Origin of the sequence: Halobacterium yunchengense (assembly GCF_037031165.1) — an archaeon.
Lineage (GTDB): Archaea > Halobacteriota > Halobacteria > Halobacteriales > Halobacteriaceae > Halobacterium > Halobacterium yunchengense.
This window is the reverse complement of sequence record NZ_JAYEZL010000002.1, coordinates 443494-464327: the sequence shown is the minus strand read 5'-3', so window position 1 is coordinate 464327 and position 20834 is coordinate 443494. Positions and strand designations below refer to the sequence as shown.

Annotated in this window: 28 protein-coding genes; 15 read left to right on the top strand and 13 right to left on the bottom strand. The window is 71.6% G+C overall.

The window, feature by feature from the left end:
* Positions 1–774, bottom strand: coding sequence for an ABC transporter ATP-binding protein (locus U5911_RS07600; protein ID WP_336036366.1), 774 nt, complete (start codon positions 772–774; stop codon positions 1–3).
* A gap of 121 nt (positions 775–895) precedes the next feature.
* The gene (locus tag U5911_RS07595) at positions 896–2143 is read right to left on the bottom strand and encodes a DNA double-strand break repair nuclease NurA (protein WP_336036365.1); all 1248 of its coding nucleotides are present in this window, start codon (positions 2141–2143) and stop codon (positions 896–898) included.
* Between the two features lie 283 nt (positions 2144–2426).
* Between U5911_RS07595 and U5911_RS07590 the strand changes: the two genes are divergently transcribed.
* The 3 genes from U5911_RS07590 (at position 2427) to gpmI (ending at position 4808) form a co-directional block, all read left to right on the top strand.
* Positions 2427–2843 (top strand): hypothetical protein, encoded by a 417-nt coding sequence (locus U5911_RS07590; protein WP_336036364.1) that lies wholly within the window; start codon positions 2427–2429, stop codon positions 2841–2843.
* 108 nt (positions 2844–2951) lie between these two features.
* The gene (locus U5911_RS07585; RefSeq protein ID WP_336036363.1) at positions 2952–3242 is read left to right on the top strand and encodes a hypothetical protein; all 291 of its coding nucleotides are present in this window, start codon (positions 2952–2954) and stop codon (positions 3240–3242) included.
* A gap of 27 nt (positions 3243–3269) precedes the next feature.
* On the top strand, positions 3270–4808 hold the full coding sequence (gene gpmI, locus U5911_RS07580) for a 2,3-bisphosphoglycerate-independent phosphoglycerate mutase (protein ID WP_336036362.1): 1539 nt from the start codon (positions 3270–3272) through the stop codon (positions 4806–4808).
* Between the two features lie 7 nt (positions 4809–4815).
* Here gpmI and U5911_RS07575 read toward each other — a convergent pair whose 3' ends face one another.
* The gene (locus U5911_RS07575; protein ID WP_336036361.1) at positions 4816–5154 is read right to left on the bottom strand and encodes a DMT family transporter; all 339 of its coding nucleotides are present in this window, start codon (positions 5152–5154) and stop codon (positions 4816–4818) included.
* A 111-nt stretch (positions 5155–5265) separates the two neighbouring features.
* On the opposite strand from U5911_RS07575, the gene U5911_RS07570 reads away from it, so the two are divergent.
* Entirely contained in the window at positions 5266–6057 is a 792-nt protein-coding gene (locus U5911_RS07570) for a TrmB family transcriptional regulator (protein ID WP_336036360.1), read from the top strand.
* 40 nt (positions 6058–6097) lie between these two features.
* Here U5911_RS07570 and U5911_RS07565 read toward each other — a convergent pair whose 3' ends face one another.
* On the bottom strand, positions 6098–6253 hold the full coding sequence (locus tag U5911_RS07565; RefSeq protein ID WP_336036359.1) for a DUF8143 family protein: 156 nt from the start codon (positions 6251–6253) through the stop codon (positions 6098–6100).
* 131 nt (positions 6254–6384) lie between these two features.
* Between U5911_RS07565 and U5911_RS07560 the strand changes: the two genes are divergently transcribed.
* Both U5911_RS07560 and U5911_RS16795 read left to right on the top strand, forming a co-directional pair.
* Positions 6385–6567, top strand: coding sequence for a hypothetical protein (locus U5911_RS07560; protein WP_336036358.1), 183 nt, complete (start codon positions 6385–6387; stop codon positions 6565–6567).
* Positions 6564–6818 carry a DUF7344 domain-containing protein gene (locus U5911_RS16795; RefSeq protein WP_418771523.1) on the top strand — a complete coding sequence of 85 codons (255 nt, stop codon included), beginning with the start codon at positions 6564–6566 and terminating at the stop codon, positions 6816–6818. Before U5911_RS07560 ends, U5911_RS16795 begins: the two co-directional genes overlap by 4 nt.
* 103 nt (positions 6819–6921) lie before the next feature.
* Here the strand turns inward: U5911_RS16795 and U5911_RS07550 are convergent, their stop codons facing one another.
* Complete coding sequence (locus U5911_RS07550; protein ID WP_336036356.1) at positions 6922–7236, bottom strand: HalOD1 output domain-containing protein; 315 nt, start codon at positions 7234–7236, stop codon at positions 6922–6924.
* Positions 7237–7351: 115 nt separating this feature from the next.
* Complete coding sequence (locus U5911_RS07545) at positions 7352–8146, bottom strand: TrmB family transcriptional regulator (protein WP_336036355.1); 795 nt, start codon at positions 8144–8146, stop codon at positions 7352–7354.
* 295 nt (positions 8147–8441) lie between these two features.
* On the opposite strand from U5911_RS07545, the gene U5911_RS07540 reads away from it, so the two are divergent.
* Positions 8442–9278: a TrmB family transcriptional regulator gene (locus tag U5911_RS07540; protein WP_336036354.1), complete on the top strand. Its 837-nt coding sequence runs from the start codon at positions 8442–8444 to the stop codon at positions 9276–9278.
* Between the two features lie 137 nt (positions 9279–9415).
* Here U5911_RS07540 and U5911_RS07535 read toward each other — a convergent pair whose 3' ends face one another.
* The 3 genes from U5911_RS07535 to U5911_RS07525 form a co-directional block, all read right to left on the bottom strand.
* Positions 9416–10936 carry an amidohydrolase gene (locus tag U5911_RS07535; protein WP_336036353.1) on the bottom strand — a complete coding sequence of 507 codons (1521 nt, stop codon included), beginning with the start codon at positions 10934–10936 and terminating at the stop codon, positions 9416–9418.
* Positions 10937–11011: 75 nt separating this feature from the next.
* Complete coding sequence (locus tag U5911_RS07530; protein WP_336036352.1) at positions 11012–12208, bottom strand: thiamine ABC transporter substrate-binding protein; 1197 nt, start codon at positions 12206–12208, stop codon at positions 11012–11014.
* The gene (locus U5911_RS07525) at positions 12205–12549 is read right to left on the bottom strand and encodes a thiamine-binding protein (protein WP_336036351.1); all 345 of its coding nucleotides are present in this window, start codon (positions 12547–12549) and stop codon (positions 12205–12207) included. Before U5911_RS07525 ends, U5911_RS07530 begins: the two co-directional genes overlap by 4 nt.
* A gap of 103 nt (positions 12550–12652) precedes the next feature.
* On the opposite strand from U5911_RS07525, the gene hmgA reads away from it, so the two are divergent.
* From hmgA to U5911_RS07510, 3 genes are all read left to right on the top strand, one after another.
* Positions 12653–13867: a hydroxymethylglutaryl-CoA reductase (NADPH) gene (gene hmgA, locus U5911_RS07520; RefSeq protein ID WP_336036350.1), complete on the top strand. Its 1215-nt coding sequence runs from the start codon at positions 12653–12655 to the stop codon at positions 13865–13867.
* A 44-nt stretch (positions 13868–13911) separates the two neighbouring features.
* Positions 13912–14253, top strand: a complete 342-nt coding sequence (locus U5911_RS07515) for a hypothetical protein (RefSeq protein ID WP_336036349.1) — start codon at positions 13912–13914, stop codon at positions 14251–14253.
* Between the two features lie 67 nt (positions 14254–14320).
* Positions 14321–14461: a hypothetical protein gene (locus tag U5911_RS07510; RefSeq protein ID WP_336036348.1), complete on the top strand. Its 141-nt coding sequence runs from the start codon at positions 14321–14323 to the stop codon at positions 14459–14461.
* On the opposite strand, the gene U5911_RS07505 is transcribed toward U5911_RS07510, so the two are convergent.
* Together U5911_RS07505 and U5911_RS07500 are read right to left on the bottom strand one after the other, a co-directional pair.
* Positions 14458–14799, bottom strand: a complete 342-nt coding sequence (locus U5911_RS07505) for a hypothetical protein (protein ID WP_336036347.1) — start codon at positions 14797–14799, stop codon at positions 14458–14460. The two genes, U5911_RS07510 and U5911_RS07505, sit on opposite strands and share 4 nt — an antisense overlap.
* Positions 14800–15029: 230 nt before the next feature.
* Positions 15030–15554, bottom strand: a complete 525-nt coding sequence (locus U5911_RS07500; RefSeq protein ID WP_336036346.1) for a DUF5817 domain-containing protein — start codon at positions 15552–15554, stop codon at positions 15030–15032.
* 88 nt (positions 15555–15642) lie between these two features.
* Between U5911_RS07500 and U5911_RS07495 the strand changes: the two genes are divergently transcribed.
* From U5911_RS07495 to U5911_RS07475, 5 genes are all read left to right on the top strand, one after another.
* Positions 15643–15996 carry a hypothetical protein gene (locus U5911_RS07495; RefSeq protein WP_336036344.1) on the top strand — a complete coding sequence of 118 codons (354 nt, stop codon included), beginning with the start codon at positions 15643–15645 and terminating at the stop codon, positions 15994–15996.
* A gap of 105 nt (positions 15997–16101) precedes the next feature.
* Complete coding sequence (locus U5911_RS07490) at positions 16102–16443, top strand: cupin domain-containing protein (RefSeq protein ID WP_336036343.1); 342 nt, start codon at positions 16102–16104, stop codon at positions 16441–16443.
* Positions 16444–16528: 85 nt separating this feature from the next.
* Positions 16529–17515 carry a thiamine pyrophosphate-dependent dehydrogenase E1 component subunit alpha gene (locus tag U5911_RS07485; RefSeq protein WP_418771528.1) on the top strand — a complete coding sequence of 329 codons (987 nt, stop codon included), beginning with the start codon at positions 16529–16531 and terminating at the stop codon, positions 17513–17515.
* The gene (locus U5911_RS07480; protein WP_336036339.1) at positions 17515–18549 is read left to right on the top strand and encodes an alpha-ketoacid dehydrogenase subunit beta; all 1035 of its coding nucleotides are present in this window, start codon (positions 17515–17517) and stop codon (positions 18547–18549) included. The genes U5911_RS07485 and U5911_RS07480 overlap by 1 nt, the downstream gene beginning before the upstream one ends.
* Positions 18546–18797, top strand: a complete 252-nt coding sequence (locus U5911_RS07475; RefSeq protein WP_336036338.1) for a lipoyl domain-containing protein — start codon at positions 18546–18548, stop codon at positions 18795–18797. Before U5911_RS07480 ends, U5911_RS07475 begins: the two co-directional genes overlap by 4 nt.
* Before the next feature lie 279 nt (positions 18798–19076).
* On the opposite strand, the gene U5911_RS07470 is transcribed toward U5911_RS07475, so the two are convergent.
* A complete protein-coding gene (locus U5911_RS07470) occupies positions 19077–19367 on the bottom strand; it encodes an SUI1 family translation initiation factor (RefSeq protein ID WP_336036336.1) in 291 nt (96 codons plus the stop codon).
* Between the two features lie 96 nt (positions 19368–19463).
* A complete protein-coding gene (icd, locus tag U5911_RS07465) occupies positions 19464–20723 on the bottom strand; it encodes an isocitrate dehydrogenase (NADP(+)) (RefSeq protein WP_336036335.1) in 1260 nt (419 codons plus the stop codon).
* Positions 20724–20834 lie beyond the last annotated feature (111 nt).

The following is a 20834-nucleotide window of genomic DNA, read 5'->3' as shown; positions in this document are numbered from 1 at the left end:
CTACGCTTCCTCGCGGACGGCCGCAGCGTCTCCGTCGCCGATGCCGCCGGTGACTTCGAGGAAGACGTCCTCGAGCGTGCGCTCGTCGCCGGACTCGGCGCGTGACTTGAGGCGGTCGGGCGCGCCCTCGGTGACGAGCCGGCCGTCGGAGAGCACGCCGACGGTGTCCGCGAGTTCGTCGACGACGGGGAGGATGTGCGTGGAGAGGAAGACGGTGGCGTCGCCGTCCGCGAGGTCGGCGATGGTGTCGCGGACGGTGCGCGCGGCGCGCGGGTCCAGCCCGGAGGTGGGTTCGTCGAGGAAGAGCACGTCGGGGTCGTGGAGCATCGCCTGGATGATGCCGGCCTTCTGTTTCATGCCCTTCGAGTACGCGGAGATGCGCTTGTCGGCGTCGCCGGCCAGCGAGAACCGCTCGAGGAGGTCGTCGATGCGCGCCTCGGCGTCGGCCTCGGGGAGGTCCCGGAGGCCGGCGACGTACCGGAGCTGTTCGCGGCCCGTGAGTTCGCCGTGCAGCGGCGGCTCCTCTGGGAGGTAGCCGATGTCGGCGACGACGGCGTCGCGGTCGGTGATGTCCGCGCCGGCGACGGTGCCGGACCCCCCAGACGGGGTGGTGAGCGTGGTGAGCATCCGCATCGTGGTGGTCTTCCCGGCGCCGTTCGGGCCGAGGAAGCCGTAGACGCTGCCCTCGGGGATGGCGAGCGAGAGCCCCTCGACGGCGGTCTCGTCGCCGTACCGCTTCGTGAGGTCGCGCGTCTCGATGGCGCGGTCGGTCATCGTCGGAGAGAGCCCGCGCGCGTCCTTAAATCTGGACGGCGGTTCGCGGCCGCTGCGAGGTGGGACGCTGTCGGGACCGCTGCGAGCCAGCGGCCGATGCGGCGCGGGGCGCGCGCCGCGGTCAGCGGTCGGGCCACCGCCGGTCGTCGTAGTTCTCGTCGCGGCGGCTGTCGAAGGACGCCTCGAGCTTCCGGACGAGCTCCTGTTTCTCGGTGGCGCCGATGCGCGCGAGCTCGTCGGCCTTCTCGATGGGCTCGGGCGGCCCGGCTTCGGCGGCGACCTGGCTGGTGACGTAGCGCTCGACGGCGTCCCTGGTGTCGGCGTCGTCGGCGAACGCGCGCGGCAGTTCGACCTTGTGCACGAGGTCCGTGCGGGGGTCGTAGACGACGAAGAACGCGACCTCGTACTGTTCGGCTGGCAGTTCCCGTTCGACGCCGAGTTCGCTCGCGTCGGCGAACACGCCGTCGGCGCCGAGCGTGGACGTGAACCAGCCCGTCCACGTGAGCTCGTCGGTGCGGCGGCAGTAGTCCCCGTCGTGGAAGTCGCGGCGTTCGAGCACCTGCGAGAAGAACGCGGCGTCGCTGGCCCACGGCGTCGGGCGGCCGCGGTCGCGGAGCGCGCGCACGAGCGCCTGGCTCGCCGGGCTCTTCACGAAGCCGGCGAGCGGGACGCCGCGGTCGGCGAAGTCCTCGACGAGGCGGACGTAGTTCTCCAGGACCTCGGCGACGAGGTCGTTCTCCGTGACGAGGTCCGCGAGGCTGGCGTGGCGGTCCGCCCAGTTCACGAGCTGTTTCGGGTAGACGGGGCCGTCCAGCAGCAGGAGGTCGTCGACGTCCCCGGCGTGTTCGAGGGCGTGGTGGCTCTCCGCGAGGTAGAGTGCGAGCCCGTGGACGACGCGCTCCTGGTCGCGGGCGAGCGGCGCGGTGTGGACGATGCGGCCGCGCCAGTACCCCTCGTCGTTCTTCCGCCAGCCGGTCCCCGTCCGCACGGTGGCGTCGTTGGAGTGGACGCTCGTGATGACGGTCCGCGAGCGGTGGAGGTCGAGGTCGGAGGGCGTCGCGCTCATCGCGGCCTGCGCGAGGTCGAGCACGAGGCCGTTCTTGAACGTCTTCGGGTTGATGGTCCCGGAGTCGAGGCCGTGGGCCGTCTCGAAGGGCGACGGCTGGAGCGCGAGTTCCTGGACGTCGGCCGCCCTGCGGCGCTGTTCGTCGAGCGGTTCGAGGACGGGACCGTCGTCGCCGTACAGCGGGTCGAGGTAGTTCGCCCACGTCTCCTCGGCGACGTCGCGGTGTTCCTCGGCGTCCACCTCGTGGCGGATCTGGCTCGCGAGGGCTTCGATGCCGTCGAAGTGGACGGGGTCGAGGGTCATGCACGCCCCTCGGCGGTGGAGGGTCATATAGGCCCCCGGTACGTTCGCACGAACGACCAGAGACGTACCAGAAGCGTGTGCTTTCACGCCTGTTCTCTGTGCTGTTCGTCTCTCTCACCGACGCCCATCTCGCCCTCCCCGGATTCGGTCAAACAGCCGAATGAATCCGGGAGTCGAGCCGTTGTAGGGATAAACCCCTGGTTTAGCCTGTACGGGCTTTATTCTGGAACGTCCCGAACGGGGTCTCGTGACTCGAATACGGGTGCCAGCACTGGCAATCGCCGTGCTCGTCGTGACCGCAGGCTGTGCCAGCAGTCCGCTCGTAACCGATTCGAGCGATGGGACGGTGGCGACGATATCGAGTCCCGAGACGACCGCTGTCACCACCGTCGCTCCTGCATCGTTTCCGTCTCCTCCCACCAACCTGACTAACGAAACGGCAACGACAGCTGCGATAGCCCACGAGGAAGCCCGCCTGCAGAGCCAACTCCGCAACGAGACCGACGTCACGTACTTCGAACTCGGGTACGTGCGCCCGGTCAACGCGACAGTGCTGAACGAGAGCGACGACGGACTGTACGTACGTGTCGATGCGACGTACTCGTACGGCACGCCGGACAAGAGCGCAGACGGCGTTCCCGTGGTGTCACTGTACCACGTGAACGAGACCACTATCCGTCACGTGAACGAAACGACGTGACGGTTCGAGAACGCGGACGCCTGTGGGGGACCTCGTCACCGTTTACTCGAACCCGAGCCAAATTTTTGTCAGAAATGTTAATTGGCGCGGGCTGGTAGAGGAGGACAGATGTCTGGCGGAGCCCACAGTCCGGCGGTGAACTGGCGTCGCACCGGCCACGGCGTGGAACTCTACGACGAATCCGACCCGGACGCGTGGATCCACATGGCCGTCGAACCCGGCGCGCCGGCCGACGAACGGCCGTTCAGCGTCTGTCCCGAGTGCGGTTTCGTCTCCGCCCAGCGCACCGTCCCCGGTCGGCACATGGTCTGCGGCGAGTGCGGCGCGGAGTTCGACGCAGACGCGCCGGACGCACACACCGCCAGCGAGGACGGCAATCGCGCCGCGGACGACACGTAATTACGCGCGGCTCACCCACCTCCACGCATGCAGGTCGCGCTCGTGATTCTCGACGGCTGGGGGCTCGGCGACCACGATCGATTAGACGCCGTGAAAGCCGCCGACACCCCGAACTTCGACGAGTACGCCGACCGCGGCGCGTTCGGCACGCTGGCCACGTCGGGTCGCGACGTCGGCCTCCCGCGCGGCCAGATGGGCAACAGCGAGGTCGGCCACCTCACCATCGGAGCCGGACGCGTCGTCCTCCAGGAGTACACGCGCATCGAGGACGCCATCGCGGACGGCGAGTTCTGCGCGAACGACGCCATCAGTGGCGCGCTCGACCACGTCGAACGCACGGGCGGCCGCGTCCACTTCATGGGGCTCGTTTCCGACGGCGGCGTCCACTCCGACCACGAACACCTCCACGCGCTCCTGGAGTGCGCGGCGTCCCGGGACCTCCCGGCGACCACGCACGCGTTCACGGACGGCCGCGACACCGCGCCCCACGGCGGCGAGAACTACCTCCGGGCGCTCGAGGAGGTAATCGAGGAGTACGACACGGGCGACGTCGCCACCGTCACCGGGCGCTACTACGCGATGGACCGCGACGAGAACTGGGCGCGCACGAAGCGCGCGTACGACGCCATCGTGGACCGCGTCGGCGACCACCGCGCCGAGACGGCCGTCGACGCCGTCCGCGAGAGCTACGACCGGGGCGACACCGACGAGTTCGTCGAACCCACTATCGTCCGGGGCGGCGACGCCCTCAGCGAGGGCGACGCCGTCGTGTTCTGTAACTTCCGCGCGGACCGCGCGCGCCAGCTCACGCGCATGCTGGCGGACGTCCGCCCAGAGGACTGGGAAACCGAGGGCGTCACCACGGACCCGCCCGAGGTGCCGGTGGCGACGATGACGGAGTACGACAGGACGTTCGACCTGCCGGTCGCGTTCGAGTCGAAACAGCCCGAGGACACGCTCGGGGCCGTGCTCGCCGCGAACGGCCTGACGCAGCTCCGGGTCGCGGAGTCCGAGAAGTACCCCCACGTGACGTACTTCCTGAACGGCGGCCGCGAGGTCGAGTTCGAGGGCGAGACCCGGCGCATCGTCGAGAGCCCGGACGTCCCGACGTACGACCGCCGGCCGGAGATGAGCGCCGCCGGCGTCACGGACACCGTCCTCGACGCGCTCGCCGGCGACGACCCGGACGTGCTCGTGGTGAACTACGCGAACCCCGACATGGTCGGCCACACGGGCGACTTCGACGCCGCCGTCGCGGCCGTCGAGGCCGTCGACCGCGAACTCGGCCGCCTCGTCCCCGCCCTCCGTGAGGCCGGCGCGCACGTCCTCCTCACCGCCGACCACGGGAACGCCGACGACATGGGAACCCGGGATGACCCCCACACCGCGCACACGTTCAACCCCGTGCCGTTCGTCTCACTGGACGCGGACGCCACCGGCGACGGCCTCGGCGGCGGGAAGCGCGTGCGCGAGGGCGGCGCGCTCCGGGACGTCGCGCCGACGCTGCTGGCCGTGCTCGGCGTCGAGAAACCGGCCGCGATGACCGGCGCGTCGCTGCTCGAGTAGGCGCCGGTCAGTACGCGGGCGCGTACGCGTCCGAGACGAGGTTCAAGAGGAGCACTCCGGCGACGACCAGTGCCATCCCAACGACGCCGGCGACGTCCATCGCCTCGTCGAAGACGACGACCCCGACGGCGGCCGTCGCGACGACGCCGGCGCCCGCCCACGTCGCGTAGACGACGCCGACCGGCAGTTCCTCCAGCACGAGACCGAGGAGGTAGAAGGAACCGGCGTAGCCGGCGACGACGGCGACGCTCGGTGCGGGCTCGGTGAGCCCCTCGGAGAGTTTCAGCGCGGTCGTGCCGGTGACTTCCGCGGCGATGGCGGCGGCGAGGTACGCGTAGGCCTGCATGAGAGAGCCGCGGCCGGCGTGCCGGAAAGCCGTTCTCGAACGCGGCGCCACTTGCTGTTTGTTTGCCGACACACCGGTGGCTTCTTGCGGGACCGGCGCGCGCCCACAGTCATGTCGCGGCTCGCGGAACTCGGGCTCTCCAGCTACGAGGAGCAGTGCTACCGGGCGCTGGTGGCGCGCGGCCCGTCGTCGGCGCAGGCCGCCTCGGACGCCAGCGGCGTGCCGATGGGACGCGTCTACGACGTGCTGAACGGGCTCGCAGCGCGCGGCCTCGTGACCACGGAGCCGACGGAACCGACCACGTACGCGGCCGTGCCGCCCACGGAGGCGGCGGACGTGCTGCTCGCGGAGCGCCGCAGCGAACTCGACGCGCACGCCCAGCGCTACGAGCGCCTCGCCGAGGAGGTCGGCGACGACCTGGCGGCGACGCCGCCCGCGGAGGGGCGGTTCTGGACGGCGCCGCTGGGCAGCGACGCCGCGGTCACGCTCACAGAGCGGGCGTTCGTCGACGCGGAGTCGTCGGTGCGGTCGGCGATGTCGCGGCCGTACGCGTCGGCCGCGTGGACGGACTACGAGGCCGAGCTGACCGCGTTCCACGACGCGCTGCCCGTTGACCACGACGTCCGCGCGCTCGTCGACGCCCGCGTTCTGGACGGCGTCCCGGCGGACGTCCGCGACCGATACCGGGACGGCGACGCCATCGCGGTGCGAGTGACGACCGGCCTCTCACTGACGTTCGACGTCGTCGACGACGACCGCGTGTTCTTCCACGTCCCCCACCCACTGGACGACGGCGAGCGTCTCGGCGGCGTGGAGTTGCGCGACGACGCGCTCGTCGACCGGCTGGCCCACCGCTTCGAGCGCGCGTGGGACGCCGCGAAGCCCCTCGGTGCCGTCCGCTGAGCGGCGTCGGCCGCCGTGTCGCGTCGGCCGCGTCGGCCGCTCAGCGGTCGTCTCGGTCGCGGGAGACGCGCTCGCGGGCCTCCTCGCGGCTCATCCGGTCGCTGTCCTCGGCTTCCCGGCGGACGAGCGCGTAGAGGGCCAGCGGCGCCGCGACTCCGAACGCGACGACCAGGAGGACGAGTCCTGCGGCGGCCATACCCGAAAGTCGCTCGCGCGACCTGAAAGGCGTTCCGCCGACTCACCGCGGCGGCCGTGCGACCCTCGCCGTGCGCGTCGGCCGCGGCGGCCGCCACCAACACTTATCGGGTCGTGTGCGTAGTGGTCCCTATGAACACGGCGCGGTACGACACGCCGCTCCGGGTGTGGGTGGTCGCGGCGGTCGGCGCGGGCACCGCCCTCATCCTGTTCGGGTCGGCGACGCTCACGATGGTCGGCGTCCTGCTGGTGGTCGTCGGCCTCGTGTCGCTGATGCCGCTCGTGCGGAACGCGCTCGCGGCCGACGCGCCGTGACGGCGCCACCCGGGAGCGGACCGTCGGTCGCGGAGCCCACGACCGCAACCCCAGCGCCGCGCGGGAACGGCGCCCCGGAGGGGGGCCTCGTCGAGCTCCACCAGCGCCACCTGCCGATGTTACAGGACGCAGACGTCGTCGTCTACGACGCCGACCGCGGCACAGTAGCGCCCGGGGAGCACTTCCGGGAGGTTTACTCGCTGCTGCGGGCGCTGGACAGCCACCGGAGCGACGAGTCGGCCGACGACTGACGGCGCGCGCGGACCGGTGTTGCGCGCGGCGGCCGAGCGCCGTTGACACGGCCCGGGACGCGCCGCTCGAGACGGGGGAGGCTACTCCGCGGCGCGCCGCCGCTCACTCCGCGACGGCGACTTCCACGGTCCCGGCACCGTTCACCGAGACGGTCACGTCCGCGTAGGTGAACGAGACCGTCACGGCCGACTGACCGCGCGTGAGCAGTGTGTCGAGCGCGTCCGGGTCGACGGACTGCTGGAGCGGCGGGAGGTCGGTCGTGAGCCGGCCGGTGGCGGCGGCGACCGCTTCGGACACGGTCACGCTGGGCTGGCCGGACTCGCGCCAGTCGTAGCGGACCGTCGCTGGCTCCGCGTCCAGGGTCGGACGCCGTTCGGTGGGCTCCCGGTCGGCCGCGTCGTTCGAGTCGTGGCTCATTGTGCCTCAGCGCCCGGGCCGACCGTGGCGCCGTGCCGCGTCGGACCTGACATACAGAGTGATTGGACCCCCACAGGTAAACCCTTGGTGTGAGGGAACGAGTTACAGGCCTCGCCTATCCGCGGCTCCCGTCGAGCTGCCAGGCGAACAGCGCGTTCAGGACGACCACCAGGCCGTTCTCCGGCCCCGACCCCCAGATGGCGGTCTCGTCGCGCGGTTCCGGCGGGCGGTCGCCGTCCGCGTCCACGCGCACGCTCACCAGGGTCTTCTCCCGGTCGACCATCAGCAGCCGGCCGGCGGGCGTCTCCGACCAGTCCCACAGCGACTCGAACAGCCGGGCGTCGGGCACCTCCCGTTGGAGTCTGGCCCCCGCCGACGGGGACATCTCCGCGAAGCGGATCGTCGCGCCGCGGTCGCTGGCGCGACGCAGGCTCTCGACGACCCCGTCCGTCAGCAGCGAGTCCACCGTCGTGAACACGACCTCGTCGCCGGCCGTCGAGACGAACTCCGCGACGCGTTCGGTCACGGCGTCCCGGCCGGTGACCGTCCAGACGCCGCGCTGTTCGCTGGTGCGGTTCGTGGGCTCGAGTGCATCGAGGGCCGCCGTCAGGGTCGACACGCGGTGGGCGTACTCCGCTTCGAAGTGACGGCCGGCCGTCTCCGCCGAGACCGCCCAGAACCGCTTCGGGTTCGACTGCCTGACGTCGACGAGGCCGTGCTCGCGCAGTTCGTCGGCGGCGTCGTAGACGCGCGTCCGGGGGACGTCGGCGACCTCGCTCACGTCCTGTGCGGTGCCGTCGCCGAGGCCGACGAGCGCGACGAACGTCCGCGCGGCGTAGGTACTCAGACCGAGTGCCTCGAGTTGTTCGACCGCCGTGGAGCGTGGCCGGTCTGCCGGGTCGCGGGACATGGCTACGTCGTCGTCGTCGTCGTGAAAACCACCGGGTGTGGTGGTTCCGGGCGTGTAGCGACAGAGGGGTTGGGACCAGTTCTGGAGCTACACGCCACGCAACAGTCTGTTCCACCCCTACATAGAATTACTGTGATTAAGTGAGTGAACGAATCGAGCCGGCCGCCCTCGGGGAGCTACAGCCCCCTCGATTCCGACGAGTATTGTCATCCTCCTAGTGACAGGTCTCCGCGGCAGGACGACGAACTAAACACCTGGGGGCCGAAAGGGACGGTAGCAGTCGAGGTTGGGACCAATGGACGAACCTTCAAATCAACAACGAGCGATCGAACTGCTCCAGCAGCTCGGACTCAAGGAGTACGAAGCCAAGTCCTTCGTGGCGCTGGCGCGGCGAGCGGAGGGCACGGCCAAGGACATCAGCGAGACCTCCGAGGTGCCGCGGACGCGCGTCTACGACGCCATCCGCGTCCTGGAATCGAAAGGCCTCGTGGAGACCCAACACTCCAACCCGCAGGTGTTCCGCGCGGTCTCCATCGACGAGGCCGTCAGCACGCTGCAGTCGGAGTACGTCGGCCGCACGGAGACGCTCCGGGACGCGCTCGGCGGCCTCGAGCCGTCCGACGACGGCCGGACGACGGAAGCCACCCACGAGGTGTGGGCAATCGAGGGCGACCAGGGCATCACGAGCCGCACGGAACAGCTCATCGCCGGAGCGACCGAGGAGGTGGTGCTCGTCATCGGGCACGGGAGCATCTTCACCGACCGGCTGGCCGAGCAGTTACAGACCGCCCACGAGCGGGGCGTGAGCGTCGTCGTCGGGACCGTCGACGAGGACCTCGAAGCCGAGATCCAGCGCGCGCTCCCCGAGGTCGAGGTGTTCGTGTCGGGCCTGGAGTGGTTGCGCGGGTCGCCGCTCGCCGGCGACGACACCGAGATCAGTCGACTGGTGCTGGTCGACCGGGAGGCGATCCTGGTGAGCTCGTTCACCGAGACCGCCGAGGCCGACCGCACGCACGAGCAGGGCGTGTTCGGGCGCGGCTTCGACAACGGGCTGGTCGCCATCGTGCGGCGGCTCATGGCGACCGGCCTGCCGGTCGAGGACGACCCGGAAGAGGGGGGCGTGGCCGGCTAGGGCGCACCGACTCGACCGCGCGCCGTCAGTCCGCGCGGTAGACCACGTCGCCGTCAGTCCGCGCGGTAGACCACGTCGCCGTCAGTCCGCGCGGTAGACCACGTCGCCGTCAGTCCGCGCGGTAGACCACGTCGCCGTCAGTCCGCGCGGTAGACCACGTCGCCGTCGACGACGGTCATCGCCACGTCGAGGTCGCGAATCGCGTCGGCGCGCTCCCACGGGGACGCCTCCAGCACCGTGAAGTCCGCGAGCGCGCCCACTTCGATAGTGCCCTGCTCGTGCTCGCGACAGCCCGCGTACGCGCCGCCGCTGGTGTACGCGCGCAGCGCCTCCGTGACGGACACCTGCTGTTCGTCCGCGGGCGCGTTGACGGCGTAGTGGACGCCCAGCAGGGGGTCGAGGGGCATGCAGTCGCTGCCGAACGCCAGCGGCACGCCGGCCTCGAGGTACGCGGGGAAGCAGTTCGAGGCCTCCCGGCGCTCCGTGCCGAGGCGGTCCTCGTAGAGCCCCTCGCGGCCCGCCCACTTCAGGAAGTTCGGCTGCATCGACGCGACGACGCCCAGCTCGGCCATGCGCGCGACCGCGTCGTCGCTGGCGAGCTCGCTGTGCTCGATCCGGTGGCGGCTCGCGCCCGCGTCCGCCGCGGCGTCCTCGTAGGCGTCGAGCACGGCGTCGACGGCCTCGTCTCCGATGGCGTGGGCGGTCACCTGGAGGCCGGCGTCGTCGGCGCGCGCGACGAGCGCGCGGAGTTCCCCGGGGTCGACGACCCACGTGCCGGTCTCGCCGGTCGCGTCGGCGTACGGCTCGGAGAGCTTCGCGGTGCGGCCGCCGAGGCTGCCGTCCGTGAACGTCTTGATACCGCCGACCTCGACCATCGCGGAGCCGTGGTTGGTCCGCAGGCCGGTCTCGAGGACGGCGTCGAGGTGGTCGCTCCAGTAGTTCAGCCGCACGCGCACCGTGAGGTCGCCGGCCGCGTCGAGGTCGCGGTAGACCCGCGGCGCGTGGGACTGCCGCACCATGTCGTGGACCGCCGTCACGCCCTTCTCGTTGGCCTCGCGCTGCGCCGCGCGGAGCAGGGCCTCGGTCTCCCCGGGGTCGGGGTCGGTCGCGGCGAAGACGACCTCGACGGCGTCCTCGACGATCCGGCCGTCGCCGAGCACGTCGCCCGCTGGCATCTCGGCGCCGTACGCGTCGAGCGCGGCGCCGTTGACGGTCGCGGTGTGCATGTCCTCGCGGACGGCGGCGACGGGCCGCGTCTCGCTGACGGCGTCGAGGTCCGACCGGTGGAGGTCGCCGTCCGCCCACTGGCTCTCGTCGTACCCGAACCCGAGCACCCACTCGCCGTCGGTCTCGCCGGCGCGCTCGCGGAGGCGCTCGGTGACCTCACCGGGGCCGCTCGCGCCGCGGAGGTCCGCGTGCACGCCGAACTGGCCGACGTGCTCCATGTGCGTGTGCGCGTCCACGAACCCGGGGAGGACGTGGCGGCCGCCGAGGTCCACCACCTCGGTGCCGGTGCCCTCGAGGAACGCGACGTCGTAGTCGCTGGCGAGTCCCACCACGCGACCGTCACGGACGGCGACGGCGTCGTACGTCTCCTCGTCGCCGGCGAGCGTGTGCACGACGCCGTCGCGCAGAATCAGGTCGGCTGCCGCAGTCATGGTTCGAACGCGTGCGGCCGGACGCTTAGCCGTTCGGGAAGCGGCCCGCCAGTGCGCGCAACTGGACGGGGCAACTCACTGCGTGGCGATGCGCCGCGCGACCGCCTCGCGCCACTCGTCGGCGCGCTCCGCCAGCGTCTCGTAGCCGTACTGGAGGGCGTTCTCGGGGACGTGGACGTACTGCCGGAGGTCCTCGGGGAGCGTTGCGTCCTCGACGGTCGGGATGCCGACGTTCTTCACGGCGACCTCTCGCTGGGTCTCGGCCGCGAGCATGAACTCCGCGAACGCGTGCATCAGGTCCTCGCTGCCGGTGCCGGCGAACCGCGCGGTGCCGGAGACGTACGCGTACCCCTGGTCGTTCGGGAACGCGATCTGGTGGCGGCGCATGTCCGTGTCCTCGGCCTGCGAGGCGTACACCTGGTCGGTGCTGTACGACATCACCATCGGCGCCTCCTCGCTGGAGTACGCGCTGTAGGCGGCGTTCCAGTTGCTCGTCGTCTGGAGGCCGTTGTCGACGAGGCGCTCCCAGTAGTCGAGGTAGTCGTCCTCGCCGAACTCGTGGACGGTCCACAGCAGGAAGCTGAGGCCGGTGACGGTGTTCTGTGGGTTCGGCAGCAGCAGGCCGTCGCTCCACTCGTCCCGCGTGAGGTCCTCGAGGGTCTCGGGTTCGGGGACGGCGGTCTCGTCGTAGACGACGCAGACGTAGGAGGCGCCGGTCGGGAGGACGCGGCGCTCGGGGTCGAACCAGTAGGCGTCGGTGACGTCCCCGGTGTTCGGAATCCGGTCGGTGTCGAAGGCCGCGAACAGGGAGTCCTCGAGCGTGCGGTCCGCGCGCACGAGACTCGTGGGCGTGACGCCGACGTAGCCGTGCGCGCCGAGGTCGACGCCCTCCTGTTTGCGCTGGACGAAGTCGTTGAGTTCGTTCTCCCGGACCACCCACTCGAAGTCGACGTCGTGCTCGGCCTCGAAGGCCTGTTTCACCCAGTCGCCGGCGCTCGTGGAGACGGCGTCGACGTACGCCTGCGTGGTGCCGACGCGCAGCTGCTGGGGTTCGCCCGCGGTGGTGGCGGTGGTGCCGCCGGTCGTCGTCGACGTGCCCCCGGTCGAGGGGTCGCTCGTCGTCGCGGCGTCGTCGCCGGTGGGCGAGGTCTCGATGCAGCCGGCGAGGCCGAGCGCGGTCGCGGAGCCGACGGCGGCGACGAACCGCCGCCGCGACGCGACCCGGGACGCCGACGACCGCTCGGCGTCGCCGCCGGTCTCGCTGGCCGTCATCCGTCGCTGGCCTCCGCGTCGCGGGCGTCAGCGCTGGCGGCGCGCCGGCCGAGGTGGGCTTCGACGCGGTCGACTTTCTCCTCGACGTCGAGGGTCTCCTCGCGGAAGTGGTCGATTTTGAGCTTCGTGCTGACGCGGCTGGCGTCGACGGCCTCGGTGGCGCCCTGCGCGGCGGCGAACACCTCGTCCAGCGAGTCGGCCTCGATGGTGGTCTCCATCGGGTGGGTCTCGTAGCGGACGTCGTAGTCCTCGAGGGCGTCGACGGCCTTCGCGATCTCGGCGTCGAAGTCGACCTCCGGGCTGTCCAGCGGTGCGACCGACAGCATCGCGGTCACGGCCATACCACTAGGTACGACCACCGAGTAATACGCCCTGCGGTTCGCGGCGGCGCGGCGGCCCCGGGAAAGGACAACCTTGAGGGCGCCGCGGCGTGGACGCTCCGGTATGACCGACGCCAGCGACCTCGCCGACCGCGTGCAGGCCGGCGACCTCCGGCTCTACGAACTCGAGGACCGCGCTGACGCCGACGCCGCGGCGGCCGCGCGCCGCGAACTCCTCGAACGCGAGACCGGCGCGGACACCGACGCGCTCGGGTCGTTCGCGTTCGACGCCGCGCAGGCCAGCGAGACCGCCATCGAGAACCTCGCGGGCGGCGCCCAGGTCCCCCTCGGCGTCGCCGGCCCGCTCGCCGTCTCCGGCGGCGCCGCGGACGGCGAGTACTACCTGCCACTGGCGACGACGGAGGGCGCGCTCGTCGCCTCGGTGAACCGCGGCTGTTCGGCGATCACCGCGGCGGGCGGCGCGAACGCGCGCGTCACGAAGGTCGGGATGACGCGCGCCCCCGTCTTCAGAGTCGCGGACGTCACCGAGGGCGCCGCGGTCGCGGAGTGGGTCGGCGACCACTTCGAGGACCTGAAGGCGGCCGCCGAGGCGACGACGAGCCACGGCGAGCTCACGGACGTGACGCCGTACGTCGTCGGGGACAGCGTCTTCCTGCGGTTCGTCTACGACACGAAGGACGCGATGGGGATGAACATGGCCACCATCGCGACAGAGGCAGCCAGCGACGTCGTCGAGGCGGAGACGCCCGCCGAACTCGTCGCGCTCTCGGGGAACCTCTGCACGGACAAGAAGCCCGCCGCCATCAACGCCGTCGAGGGGCGCGGCCGCACGGTCACGGCGGACGTGACGATCCCCCGGGACGTCGTCGAGGAGCGCTTCGACACGACCCCGGAAGCCATCGAGGAGGCGAACACGCGCAAGAACCTCGTGGGGTCCGCGAAGGCCGGCAGCCTCGGGTTCAACGCGCACGCCGCGAACGTCGTCGCCGCCGTCTTCCTCGCGACCGGACAGGACGCCGCGCAGGTCGTCGAGGGGTCGAACGCCATCACCACCGTCGAGGCGCGCGAGGACGCGCTGTACGCCTCCGTGAACCTCGCGAGCCTGGAGGTCGGCACCGTGGGCGGCGGCACGAAGCTCCCGACCCAGCGCGAGGCGCTGGACGTCCTCGGGGTGCGCGGCGGCGGCGACCCCGCCGGCGCGAACGCGGACGCGCTCGCGGAGGTCATCGCGGCGGGAGCGCTCGCCGGGGAGCTCAGCCTGCTGGCGGCGCTGGCGTCCCGGCACCTCTCCTCGGCGCACGCGGAACTCGGGCGCTGAGACCCGTCGGAAGGCTTACCTGTTCGCCGCCGCGAGGGCGACGCATGAGCGACGTCGACCTCCGCGCCACCGCGCTCCGGTACGGCGCCGTCGGCGTGGCGACGGCGGCCGTGCTGGTCGGCGTCGCCGCCGCCGTCGACTTCCCGCTGCTGTTGCTCGGGATGGCCCTCACGGGCGTGCCGCTGTTCGTCGTCCCGGGCATCCTCGGCGTCACTGACGTCGGCCTGGAGACAGCGGCGGCGAGCGCGCGCATCGGCGCCTCGACGGGGCACCCGGGCCAGTACCAGGCGGGGCGAGTTATCCCCCTGCCGAACCCCCTGCAGGCGGTGTGCTGGCTGTGCGGCGTCGGCGTCGCGGGCGTCCTCGTGATGGCGCTGACGGCGTAGCCGTCCAGTTTCACTTTCACCGAGCGGCAGACGCGGAGTTATTTTCCCGAAGGCCGTCCCCCGTAATATGAACGTACACAGCGACGGCGACGACCCGGACCCGGCGCGCTCCCGGGCGGTCCGCGCGCTGCGCGTCCTGAAGCTGCTGCTCACCGTCCTCGTGCTCGCGCTCACGCTCTGGCAGGGGCTGACCGGCGGCCCGCTCTAGTCGACCCCGAGCCACACGAGGTACGCGCCCGCCCCCAGCACGACGGCGACGCCGCCGACCGTCACGAACCCGACCTCGAGGAGTTCGCCGACGAGCAACAGCAGCCACCCGAGCACGGCCAGGAGGTTGCCGGCGCCGCGTTCCCGGTCGCCGTCGACGACCCGCACCGCGGCGGCCACCGCGAACCCGACCGCGAACACGCCGGCGAGCGCCGCGACCGTCGACACGCCGGGCACCGGCCAGCCGGGGTCGGTGCTCGCGACGACCACCACGACGGCCGCGCTCACGAGCGTCAGGCCGACCACGACGTCCCAGAGCCGCCCGGACAGTCCCTCCATCGTGGATACGTCTGCCGGCCACGTGGAAGAACGTGGCGGTGGCCGCGGCGGGGTCTCGCACCCGCCAGCGGCCGGTAGCCGTCGCCCGACAGCAGCCGGTAGCCGTCGCCCGACAGCGATAGCCTCTCGCCGCCCGACAGCGATAGCCTCTCGCCGCCCGACAGCGATAGCCTCTCGCCGCCCGACAGCAGCCGATTCCCGCCGCCCTACAGCAGCCGATTCCCGCCGCCCTACAGCAGCCGGTAGCCGTCGCCGGTGTGCGTGAGTTCGCCGGCGCGCTCCAGCTTCCGGAGCGCTCGCTCGACGTAGTCGGCGCCGACGCCGTGTTCGGCCGCGAACGCCTCGACGTCCGCCTGCGTCGGTTCGTCGAGGTCGCGCAGCGCCGCCCGCACCGCCTCGCGTTTCCCCAGGCTCCGGGTCGACTGCTCGGCGCGCACCGCGGCGTCGGCGACCTCGTCGGTGTCCACGCCTGCCGCCGACAGGAAGTCCTCGTCGCTCATCCCGGCGTCGTCGGCGACGTCGTCGAGCGCCGCGAAGTCCTCGACCTCGGCGAACGCGTCGCCGTGGCCCGCGCGGTTCGCGAGCATCGACGCGCGCACCTCCCGGGCGTGGTCCTCGTCGTCGGTGGTGACGAACCGCCTGAGCTTCGAGAACCGGTGGCGTTTCTCGCAGCGCGGACACCCCGTGGTCTGCGGGCGCCCCTCCACGACCCAGAGCGCGCCGCAGTCCGAACACCCGACGACCGCGTACGTCATCCGTGGGAGAGTCGTGCGTCCCGTCGCTTAAACGTCCCGCCACGCGGCCACCGCAACGCTGATTCCGCGTCGGGGAGACGTGGCGACCGTGACAGCCACAGCCGCCGGTCCGGACTCGGAGAGCCGGTGGTGGGTCCCCATCGCCGCGCTCGCCGCGACGCTCCCCGCGATGGTCGTCCTCTCGGCCGTGCTGCCGCCGGACCCCGTCACGTCGCTGCCCCTGTTCGTCGTCGCGCTCGCCGGCGTCGCGCTCGCGTTGCTCTCGCCGGTGTTCGTCTCCTTCGACCGCGACTACCTCGCCGCGGCCGGCGAGTGGACGCCCTCGCCGTGGTACTACCTGATGGCCGCGCTCCCCGTCGCGCCGCTGGTCGCCGCCGCCTACGTCTACCGTCGCCACCAGCGCGTCGGCGTCCCAGACCTCTCGTTCGGCGACGGGCGCTGACGCGACGGGCAGCGCGACGGCTCGCAACCGCGCGAGGCGCGGAGGCACCGCGCCGGAGCACCGCGACCGGCCGGATTTTTGCCGGTCCGTCCCGTCGGTCCGCGCATGGACACAGTCGAGTTGACCGAGACCGACGTCGTCGAGGCCGTCGAGGGCGTCCACCTCGCGCAGCTGGCGGTCGGCGAGGAGATGAGCGTCCAGCACTTCCACATCGAGCCGGGCGCGGCGGTCCCGGAGCACGACCACCCCCACGAGCAGGCCGGGTTCGTCTACGAGGGCGCGCTGACGTTCCGCGTGGACGGCGAGGAGTACGTCGTGACCGGCGGCGAGTCGTACACCATCCCCGGCGGCGAGGCCCACGCCGCGGTGAACCGGGGCGACCAGCGCGTGCGCGGCGTGGACGTCTTCCACCCGGCGCGCGCGAACCCGGACTGGCTGGACGACTGACGGCGCGCGGGGTAGCGGGCGACTAACTTTGCGCTCGGTGGCCGTCCTCACACCGAGGATGGTCAGCGCCAGCACACTCCGAGAGATGTACGAGCAGATGGTGACCGCCCGCGAGTACGAGGAGCGCCTCCAGGAGGCCTACCTCGAGGGGAAACAGCCGGCGTTCGACATCTCCGCCGGCCCCATCCCCGGGGAGCTCCACCTCGCGGCCGGCCACGAGGCGTCGGCGGCGGGCGTCTGCGCGCACCTCCGCGACGACGACACCGTCACGGCGCCCCACCGCCCGCACCACGTCGCCATCGCGAAGGGCGTCGACCTGAAGCGGATGACCGCCGAGATCTTCGGCCGGGAGACCGGGCTCTGCAAGGGGAAGGGCGGCCACATGCACCTCTTCGACCCGGACGTGAACTTCGCGTGCAGCGGCATCATCGCGCAGGGCTGTCCGCCCGCGGTGGGCGCCGCGATGGCCGCCGACAAGCGCAACGAGGACAGCGTCGCGGTCGCGTTCCTCGGCGAGGGCGCCGTCGACCAGGGCGCGTTCCTCGAGTCGCTGAACCTCGCGGCCGTCCACGACCTCCCCGTGGTGTTCGTCGTCGAGGACAACGACTGGGCGATCAGCATGCCCCAGGAGCGCGTGACGGACGTCGAGGCCGCGGCTCAGCGAGCGGACGGCTTCGACATGCCGGGCGTGCGCGTCGACCACGACGACGCCGTCGCGGTGTACGAGGCCGCCCACGAGGCGGTCGGCAGGGCGCGCGACGGCAACGGGCCGACGCTGCTGGACGTCCAGGTGCACCGCCGCATGGGGCACTTCATGGGCGACGCCGAGGCCTACCGGCCCGACGAGGACAAGGAAGCCGCCCAGGAGCGCGACAGCATCGAGCGCCTCGAGGCAGACCTCCGCGAGCGCGGCCTCGACGACGCCGACTTCGACGACGTCCGGGCGCGCGCCGAACAGCGCGTCAGCGAGGCCATCGAGTGGGCGAGAGAGCAGCCGGAACCGGGCCCCGAGGCGGCACACGAGGACGTGTTCGTCGACGACTCGGCCGCGGCCAGCGGGGGTGAGGACTGATGGCGGCGCCCGAGTCCGACCCCGGGACGGAGCACGCCGACCGCGAACTCACGATGAGTCGCGCGATGGTCGACGCCGTCGCGTCGGAGATGCACCGCGACGAGGAGGTGTTCTACATGGGCGAGGACGTCCAGGACTACGGCGGCATCTTCGACTCCACGGACGGCCTCCTCGAGGAGTTCGACCGCGACCGCGTGATGGACGTCCCCATCAGCGAGACGGCGTACGTCGGCGCGGCCGTCGGCGCCGCGCAGGCCGGCATGCGGCCCATCGCGGAGATCATGTTCACGGACTTCGTCGGGGTCTGCCTCGACCAGGTGTACAACCAGATGGCGAAGAACACGTACATGAGCGGCGGGTCGTTCAACGTCCCGATGGTGCTGACGACCGCGGTCGGCGGCACGTACAACGACGCCGCCCAGCACTCCCAGACGCTGTACGGCCTGTTCGCGCACCTCCCCGGGATGAAGGTCGTGGTGCCGTCGACGGCCTACGACGCGAAGGGGCTGATGCACACGGCGATCCGCGACGACGACCCCGTCGTGTACATGTTCCACAAGCGCCTGATGGGCATCGGCTGGATGCCGGCGCCCGAGGGCCCGAAGACGCCCGTCCCGGACGACGACTACACGATTCCGCTCGGCGAGGCGGACGTGAAACGCGAGGGCGCGGACGTGACGGTCGTCACGCTCGGCCTGCACGTCCACCGCGCGCTCGCGGCCGCCGAACAGCTCGCCGAGGACGGCGTCGACGTCGAAGTGATCGACCTGCGGTCGCTGGTGCCGTTCGACACCGAGACCGTCCTCGAGTCGGTACAGAAGACCGGCCGGCTGGTCGTCGTCGACGAGGACTACCGGTCGTTCGGCGTCTCCGGGGAGGTGACCGCGCGCGTCGCCGAGCGAGCGCCGGACGCCCTGGAGGCCGTCGAGCGCGTCGCGGCGCCTGACGTGCCGATCCCGTACGCGCGGCCGCTGGAGAACGAGGTCAACCCGCAGGTCGCCGACGTCGTGGCGGCCGTCGAGTCCGTCGAATGACCGTCACCATCGACTCCGCGGCGGTCTGGCCCGAGGACGCCGACGACGTCGAGGAGGGCGTCGTCGCGAACTGGTTCGTCCGCGAGGGCGCCAGCGTCGAGGCCGGCGAGACCGTCTGCGAGATCCAGATCGAGAAGGTCAGCGTGGACGTGCCGGCGCCGGCCGGCGGCACGCTCGCCGAGCGCGCCGTCCCCGAGAACGGCGAGTTCCGCCGCGGCGACGCCCTCGGGACCATCGAGGAGGCCTGACCGGGCCGCCCTTCGGGTCCCAGACTCGACCGCCGCTCGCGTCCACCAAATCGACCACCGCTCGCGTCCACCAAATCGACCACCGCTCGCGTCCACCAAATCGACCACCGCTCGCGTCCACCAAATCGACCACCGCTCGCGTCCACCAATCCGACCGCGGCGCGTCAGTCCGCGGCGCTCGGCGGCGGCCGGTGACGCGCTCCGGCGCTCGGCGGCGGCCGGTGACGCGCTCCGGCGCTCGGCGGCGGCCGGTGACGCGCTCCGGCGCCGTCGACGGCGTCAGTCCGCGACCCGAAACCCCTCCTCCTCGAGGACGTCCGCGACGCGGTCGGTGTGGTCGCCCTGGATCTCGACGCTCGTCTCCTTGGCGGTGCCGCCGGCGCCGAGGCGCTTCTTCAGTTTCGTGGCCACCGCCCCGACGTCGGTGACGTCCGGGTCGAACCCCTCCACGACGGTGACGGGCTTGTCGTACGTGCGGCGCTCGACGCGCACCGTCAGCGTCTGCTCGGCGCGCGCCACGTCCTCGATGCCCGGTACGTCGAGGTCCTCGAACGGGTCGTCGTCGCTCATACCGGGTGGTACGGGACTCGGACGCATAGCCGTTGTCGCCGAACGGCGCGGCCGCTGTCCGCGGCTGAAAGAACGGGAGGGGAACGCAGCGTCGAGTCAGGCGAGGTCGTGGATGCGGTCGACGACCTCCTCGGCGAACTCGCTGGTCGCGAGCTTCACGCCGCCCTCGACCTGGCGCTCGAGGTCGTAGGTGACGCGGTGCTCGCTGATCTGGGCTTCGACGGCGTCGTGGACGAGGTCCGCGGCGTCGTCCCAGCCGATGTACTCCAGCATGAGCTTCCCGGAGAGGATCATCGCGGTCGGGTTCGCCTTGTCCTTGCCGGCGTGCTTCGGCGCGGAACCGTGGACGGGCTCGGCGAGCACGCGGCCGTCGCCGAAGTTCGCGCCCGGCGCGATGCCGAGGCCGCCGATCTGGGCGCCCGCGGCGTCAGACAGGTAGTCGCCGTTGAGGTTCGGCATCGCGAGCACGTCGTAGTTCGACGTGCGCGTCAACAGCTGCTGGAGCATGTTGTCGGCGATGCGGTCTTTCACGACGACGACGTCGTCGGGCGCCTCGCCGTCGTACTCCTCCCAGAGGGTGTCCTCGTCGATGGTCTCCTCGGGGAACTCCTCGGCGGCGACCTCGTAGCCCCAGTCGCGGAACGCGCCCTCCGTGAACTTCATGATGTTGCCCTTGTGGACGAGGGTGACGGAGTCGCGGTCGTTCTCGATGGCGTACTCGATGGCGCGGCGGACCAGCCGCTTCGTGCCGTACTCCGTGATGGGCTTGACGCCGATGCCGACGTCGCCGTCGTGGATGGTCTCGTCGAAGCCCATCTCGTCCTCGACGAAGTCCCGCACCTGCTCGACCTCGTCGGTGCCGGCCTCCCACTCGATGCCGGCGTAGACGTCCTCGGTGTTCTCCCGGAAGTTCACCATGTCCATCGCCTCGGGGTTCGAGACGGGGGAGGGGACGCCCTCGAGGTAGTACGTCGGGCGGACGTTCGCGTACAGGTCGAGTTTCTTCCGGAGCGCGACGTTCAGGCTGCGGAAGCCGGCGCCGACCGGCGTCGTGAGCGGGCCCTTGATGGCGACGCGGTGGTCGCGGATGGCGGAGACGGTGTCGTCGGGGAGGTTCTCGCCGTACTCGTCGCGGGCGGCCTCGCCGGCGAGCACGCGCATCCACTCGATGTTGCGGCCGGTCGCCTCCGCGGCGGCCTCGAGGACCGCCTGTGCGGCGGGCGCGACGTCCCGCCCGATGCCGTCCCCGTGGATGATGGGGACGATGGGGTTCTCGGGGACGTGGAGAACGTCGTCGTCCTCGTCGTAGGTAATGCGTTCCCCGTTCTCGGGGACGGAGACTTCGTCGTAGCTCATGGTCGTGTGGAAATCGCACGATGCGCCTAAAAGGACTGCTGTTTCGACCGACCGCGGCAAGCCTTGACGCGGTCGGAATTCGGTGTTGCGCCGCGTCGCGGTCGCGACGGC

Coding starts and splice junctions, on each gene's coding strand:
- U5911_RS07600 (WP_336036366.1), bottom strand. CDS start 774: ATGACCGACCGCGCCATCGAGACGCGCGACCTCACGAAGCGGTACGGC.
- U5911_RS07595 (WP_336036365.1), bottom strand. CDS start 2,143: ATGACCCTCGACCCCGTCCACTTCGACGGCATCGAAGCCCTCGCGAGC.
- U5911_RS07585 (WP_336036363.1), top strand. CDS start 2,952: ATGTCTGGCGGAGCCCACAGTCCGGCGGTGAACTGGCGTCGCACCGGC.
- gpmI (WP_336036362.1), top strand. CDS start 3,270: ATGCAGGTCGCGCTCGTGATTCTCGACGGCTGGGGGCTCGGCGACCAC.
- U5911_RS07575 (WP_336036361.1), bottom strand. CDS start 5,154: ATGCAGGCCTACGCGTACCTCGCCGCCGCCATCGCCGCGGAAGTCACC.
- U5911_RS07570 (WP_336036360.1), top strand. CDS start 5,266: ATGTCGCGGCTCGCGGAACTCGGGCTCTCCAGCTACGAGGAGCAGTGC.
- U5911_RS07565 (WP_336036359.1), bottom strand. CDS start 6,253: ATGGCCGCCGCAGGACTCGTCCTCCTGGTCGTCGCGTTCGGAGTCGCG.
- U5911_RS07560 (WP_336036358.1), top strand. CDS start 6,385: ATGAACACGGCGCGGTACGACACGCCGCTCCGGGTGTGGGTGGTCGCG.
- U5911_RS07550 (WP_336036356.1), bottom strand. CDS start 7,236: ATGAGCCACGACTCGAACGACGCGGCCGACCGGGAGCCCACCGAACGG.
- U5911_RS07545 (WP_336036355.1), bottom strand. CDS start 8,146: ATGTCCCGCGACCCGGCAGACCGGCCACGCTCCACGGCGGTCGAACAA.
- U5911_RS07540 (WP_336036354.1), top strand. CDS start 8,442: ATGGACGAACCTTCAAATCAACAACGAGCGATCGAACTGCTCCAGCAG.
- U5911_RS07535 (WP_336036353.1), bottom strand. CDS start 10,936: ATGACTGCGGCAGCCGACCTGATTCTGCGCGACGGCGTCGTGCACACG.
- U5911_RS07530 (WP_336036352.1), bottom strand. CDS start 12,208: ATGACGGCCAGCGAGACCGGCGGCGACGCCGAGCGGTCGTCGGCGTCC.
- U5911_RS07525 (WP_336036351.1), bottom strand. CDS start 12,549: ATGGCCGTGACCGCGATGCTGTCGGTCGCACCGCTGGACAGCCCGGAG.
- hmgA (WP_336036350.1), top strand. CDS start 12,653: ATGACCGACGCCAGCGACCTCGCCGACCGCGTGCAGGCCGGCGACCTC.
- U5911_RS07515 (WP_336036349.1), top strand. CDS start 13,912: ATGAGCGACGTCGACCTCCGCGCCACCGCGCTCCGGTACGGCGCCGTC.
- U5911_RS07510 (WP_336036348.1), top strand. CDS start 14,321: ATGAACGTACACAGCGACGGCGACGACCCGGACCCGGCGCGCTCCCGG.
- U5911_RS07505 (WP_336036347.1), bottom strand. CDS start 14,799: ATGGAGGGACTGTCCGGGCGGCTCTGGGACGTCGTGGTCGGCCTGACG.
- U5911_RS07500 (WP_336036346.1), bottom strand. CDS start 15,554: ATGACGTACGCGGTCGTCGGGTGTTCGGACTGCGGCGCGCTCTGGGTC.
- U5911_RS07490 (WP_336036343.1), top strand. CDS start 16,102: ATGGACACAGTCGAGTTGACCGAGACCGACGTCGTCGAGGCCGTCGAG.
- U5911_RS07485 (WP_418771528.1), top strand. CDS start 16,529: ATGTACGAGCAGATGGTGACCGCCCGCGAGTACGAGGAGCGCCTCCAG.
- U5911_RS07480 (WP_336036339.1), top strand. CDS start 17,515: ATGGCGGCGCCCGAGTCCGACCCCGGGACGGAGCACGCCGACCGCGAA.
- U5911_RS07475 (WP_336036338.1), top strand. CDS start 18,546: ATGACCGTCACCATCGACTCCGCGGCGGTCTGGCCCGAGGACGCCGAC.
- U5911_RS07470 (WP_336036336.1), bottom strand. CDS start 19,367: ATGAGCGACGACGACCCGTTCGAGGACCTCGACGTACCGGGCATCGAG.
- icd (WP_336036335.1), bottom strand. CDS start 20,723: ATGAGCTACGACGAAGTCTCCGTCCCCGAGAACGGGGAACGCATTACC.